4 protein-coding genes and 1 pseudogene are annotated in these 3,729 nt (G+C 68.3%); 3 read left to right on the top strand and 2 right to left on the bottom strand.

Going from position 1 to position 3,729, the window contains the following annotated elements:
* Window positions 1–241 (bottom strand): annotated as a pseudogene (locus tag A8G08_RS09735) (LytR family transcriptional regulator); the annotation flags it as partial.
* A 216-nt stretch (window positions 242–457) separates the two neighbouring features.
* Here A8G08_RS09735 and rfbD point away from each other — a divergent pair.
* The 3 genes from rfbD to manB are packed head-to-tail and all read left to right on the top strand — an operon-like array spanning window position 458 to window position 3,308.
* Window positions 458–1,288, top strand: a complete 831-nt coding sequence (gene rfbD / locus A8G08_RS09730; protein ID WP_068273239.1) for a dTDP-4-dehydrorhamnose reductase — start codon at window positions 458–460, stop codon at window positions 1,286–1,288.
* Window positions 1,289–1,341: 53 nt separating this feature from the next.
* On the top strand, window positions 1,342–2,220 hold the full coding sequence (locus A8G08_RS09725; RefSeq protein ID WP_068273237.1) for a glycosyltransferase family 2 protein: 879 nt from the start codon (window positions 1,342–1,344) through the stop codon (window positions 2,218–2,220).
* Between the two features lie 8 nt (window positions 2,221–2,228).
* Window positions 2,229–3,308: a mannose-1-phosphate guanylyltransferase gene (gene manB, locus A8G08_RS09720; RefSeq protein ID WP_068273241.1), complete on the top strand. Its 1,080-nt coding sequence runs from the start codon at window positions 2,229–2,231 to the stop codon at window positions 3,306–3,308.
* 33 nt (window positions 3,309–3,341) lie between these two features.
* On the opposite strand, the gene A8G08_RS09715 is transcribed toward manB, so the two are convergent.
* On the bottom strand, window positions 3,342–3,729 hold a 388-nt coding region (locus A8G08_RS09715; protein ID WP_068273236.1), incomplete at its 5' end, for an NUDIX hydrolase.

Genomic DNA, 3,729 nt, shown 5'->3' with positions numbered 1-3,729 from the left:
CGTCGTCACCGGCGCGCAGCGAAGCGAGCTCGGATTCCGACAGCGGCTGTCCGTGCGCGTCGGTGCGGCTGTCCGTGCCGACTAGGAGGATGTCCACCGCGCCGTCCTTGCCGCCGCCGAGCGAGAGTCCGCCTGCGGTTGCGATGTTCGCGCGCAATGAGTCCACGCTGTACCAACCGAGACCGGTGACCACCAGGATCACCGCTGCGAGTGCCAGGATGGCCGAGCGACCTGTGCCCAACCGGAACCGGGCCCCTGGGACCGGCTCGGCGGGCTCGTGCGGCTCCACCGGCTTCCGTGGTGACCGCCGCCCGGCTGTCGGCTCTGGCAAGCGCATCCCTTTCGTCGAGCGAGGGCGCCTGACTGTCGCGGCACGACGAGGCGAGGACCGGCTCCAGGCTACTTGGCGAACTCAGCGAGCCTCGGCAAGCGGGATCGGCGTGCCAGACTGTGCGGCATGCGGGTAACGGTGGTCGGCGCTGCGGGGCAACTCGGTCGCGCGCTGTCCCGGCGAGCGCAGGGAGTGCAGTTGCGCGCCTTTGGATCCGCAGACCTCGACATCACCGATTCGGCGGCCGCCGAGGCGCTGCTGGACGCGGACGACGTGGTGATCAATTGCGCCGCATATACCGCGGTGGACCAAGCCGAAACCGACGAGGAGCGCGCGTATGCGGTCAATGCCGACGGTGCCCGCGCGCTCGCCGCCGCCTGTGCCCGCACCGGCGCGCGGCTCATCCATGTGTCCACCGATTACGTCTTCGCCGGGAACGCCGAGAAGCCCTACGACATCGATGCGCCGACCGCTCCCGCGACGGCATACGGCCGCACCAAGCTCGCAGGCGAGCTCGCGGTGCACGAGGAGCTTCCGAGTGCACATGTGGTGCGGACCGCGTGGGTTTACACCGGTGAGGGCGGCGATTTCGTCGCCACGATGCGGAGGCTGGAACGCGAACGGGAAACGCTCGACGTGGTGAACGACCAGGTCGGCTCGCCGACGTTCGCTGACGATCTCGCCGACGGCCTGCTCGAACTGGCGCAGCACCCCGAGGCGCCCCCGCTGCTGCACCTGACCAACGGCGGTGTGGCCAGCTGGTTCGACCTTGCCCAGGCCACATTCGAACTGATCGGGGCCGATCCTGCGCGGGTGCGGCCATGCACCAGCGCGCAATTCATTCGCCCGGCCCCGCGTCCGGCGTATTCGGTGCTGTCCGACCGCGCCTGGGTCGATGCCGGGCTCACTCCGCTGCGTGATTGGCGGGCCGGTCTAAGCGCCGCCCTGCACGAATAGGCAGCTCACGGCCCTCGCCGTAGCGCAGAGAGCCGACGGATAGGCTTTTCCGCGTGAGCCCGCAGTTTGCCGTCGTGACGGTCACCTATTCGCCCGGCGACCATCTGCATCGGTTCATCGACACACTGGCCGTTGCCAGTTCCGAAAAGCCGCAGGTCATCTTGGCCGACAACGGCTCAACCGACGGTGTGCCCGAGGCCGTGGCCGAGGCAAACGCGAACGTCCGGCTGGTGCGAACGGGCGGAAACATCGGCTACGGCGGCGCTGTGAACCGCGCGGTCGCCGAGATCGACGCGGACATCGAGTTCGTGGTCGTCGTCAACCCGGATATCGAGTGGTGCACCGACGCCATCGACAAGCTGCTCGAGGCCGCGCAGCGCTGGCCGCGGGCAGGTTCGCTCGGACCGCTCATCCATGAGACCGACGGCACCGTGTATCCGTCGGCGCGTGAGGTGCCGGGCCTGCTCGACGGCGTCGGGCATGCGCTGCTCGGCACCGTGTGGCCTGCCAATCCATGGACCCGGAAGTACCGGCAGGAGAACCAGCAGCCCAGCGAGCGAGCGGTGGGCTGGCTGTCCGGTTCCTGCCTCCTGATGCGCCGCGCGGCGTTCGATTCGGTGCACGGTTTCGACTCGCGCTACTTCATGTACATGGAAGACGTCGACCTCGGCGACCGGCTCGGTAAGGCCGGCTGGCTGAACGTCTATGTCCCGGACGCCGAGGTGACCCACGACAAGGGTCACGCGGCGGGGAAGCGTCCGGAACTCATGCTGCCCGCCCATCACGAGAGTGCGTACCGCTTCCAGGCCGATCGGCATCCGAAGTGGTGGCAGGCGCCCGTGCGCCTGGTTTTGCGGGCTGGTCTCGCAGCGCGGTCCCGAATGGCGGTTCGATCGGCGCTGCGGCAACGCAACGGCGCTACGGAGAAGTAGAGGAAATGATGGCGAACAACTCGGCAACCGATGCCGTTGTGCTGGTTGGTGGGCAGGGCACCCGGCTCCGGCCGCTGACGATGTCGACGCCCAAGCCGATGTTGCCGGTGGCGGGGGTTCCGTTCCTCACCCACTTGCTCAGTCGGATCGCCGAGGCGGGCATCAGCCATGTCGTGCTCGGCACCTCGTTCAGGGCCGAGGTCTTCGAGGCGCACTTCGGTGACGGCTCGGCACTGGGCCTCGACATCGAGTACGTCACCGAGACCGAGCCGCTCGGTACTGGCGGCGGTATCCGCAATGTCCTGCCGAAGCTGCGCGCGGACAACGTGATGATCTTCAACGGCGACGTGCTGAGCAGCACGGAGCTCGGCGGGATCCTCGATACGCACGAGTCGACTGAAGCCGACGTGACGCTGCACCTCACGCGAGTGAGCGATCCGCGCGCCTACGGTTGCGTGCCGACCAATGACGAAGGTCGTGTCACAGCGTTCCTGGAGAAGACCCAGGATCCGCCCACCGATCAGATCAACGCCGGCTGCTACGTGTTCCGCCGCGAGTACATCGAGAAGATCCCCACCGGTCGTGCAGTGTCGGTGGAGCGTGAGGTCTTCCCGCAGTTGCTGCTCGAGGGCGTGCGGATCTTCGGGCACGTCGACACGGCGTACTGGCGTGATATGGGCACTCCTGCAGACTTCGTGCGCGGTTCGGCGGAACTGGTGCGCGGAATCGCCACCTCGCCCGCGCTGCCCGATCAGCATGGCGAGTCGCTTGTGCACCCCGGCGCCGGTGTCGCGCCCGGTGCGCTCGTGATCGGTGGTTCGGTGATCGGCCGCGGCGCCGAGGTCCAGGCGGGTGCGCGTCTCGACGCTTCCATTCTGTTCCAGGGTGCTTGCGTTGAGGCCGGTGCCGTGGTGGAGCGCTCGATCATTGGCGCCGGTGCTCGCATCGGTCCGCGGGCGGTTGTCCGCGACGCGGTGATCGGCGACGGCGCATCCGTTGGTGCGCGCTGCGAACTGATCCGTGGTGCCCGGGTGTGGCCCGGCATCCAGATTCCCGACGGCGGTATTCGCTTCTCGACCGACGTCTGACGAGAACGCACGACGACGAGCCGGCTATTGGCCCTACCGGCTGCTCGCGAGGGCGAGCAGCCGGTCCAGCGTCTCGGTCTCGGCGCCGTCGGGCAGCCGATCCACCGGCCACCAGCGCAGGTCGAGTGATTCGTCGCTGCGCACGGCCGTGTCGATGCTCGATGCCCGCACCAGGAACTGCAGATCGAGGTGCCGAGTGGGCACGCCCAGAGAGCACGTGATCGGGTGGGTGTGGGCCGCGAGCAGCCGTGGGTCGATGCGCAGGTCCGCGACGCCCGATTCCTCAACGGACTCGCGCAGCGCAGCGTCGATGACGGTCTCGTCGCTCTCCTCGCAGTGCCCGCCGAGCTGAATCCAGCGGCCCACCCGCGGGTGCAGGGTGAGCAGCACATGCTCGCCGGATTCGTCGAGGACCAGCGCA

The sequence above is a fragment of the Aldersonia kunmingensis genome (assembly GCF_001646865.1).
Taxonomy (GTDB): domain Bacteria; phylum Actinomycetota; class Actinomycetes; order Mycobacteriales; family Mycobacteriaceae; genus Aldersonia; species Aldersonia kunmingensis.
Note: the sequence above shows the minus strand (reverse complement) of the source record. Positions and strands in the feature narration are given on the sequence as shown.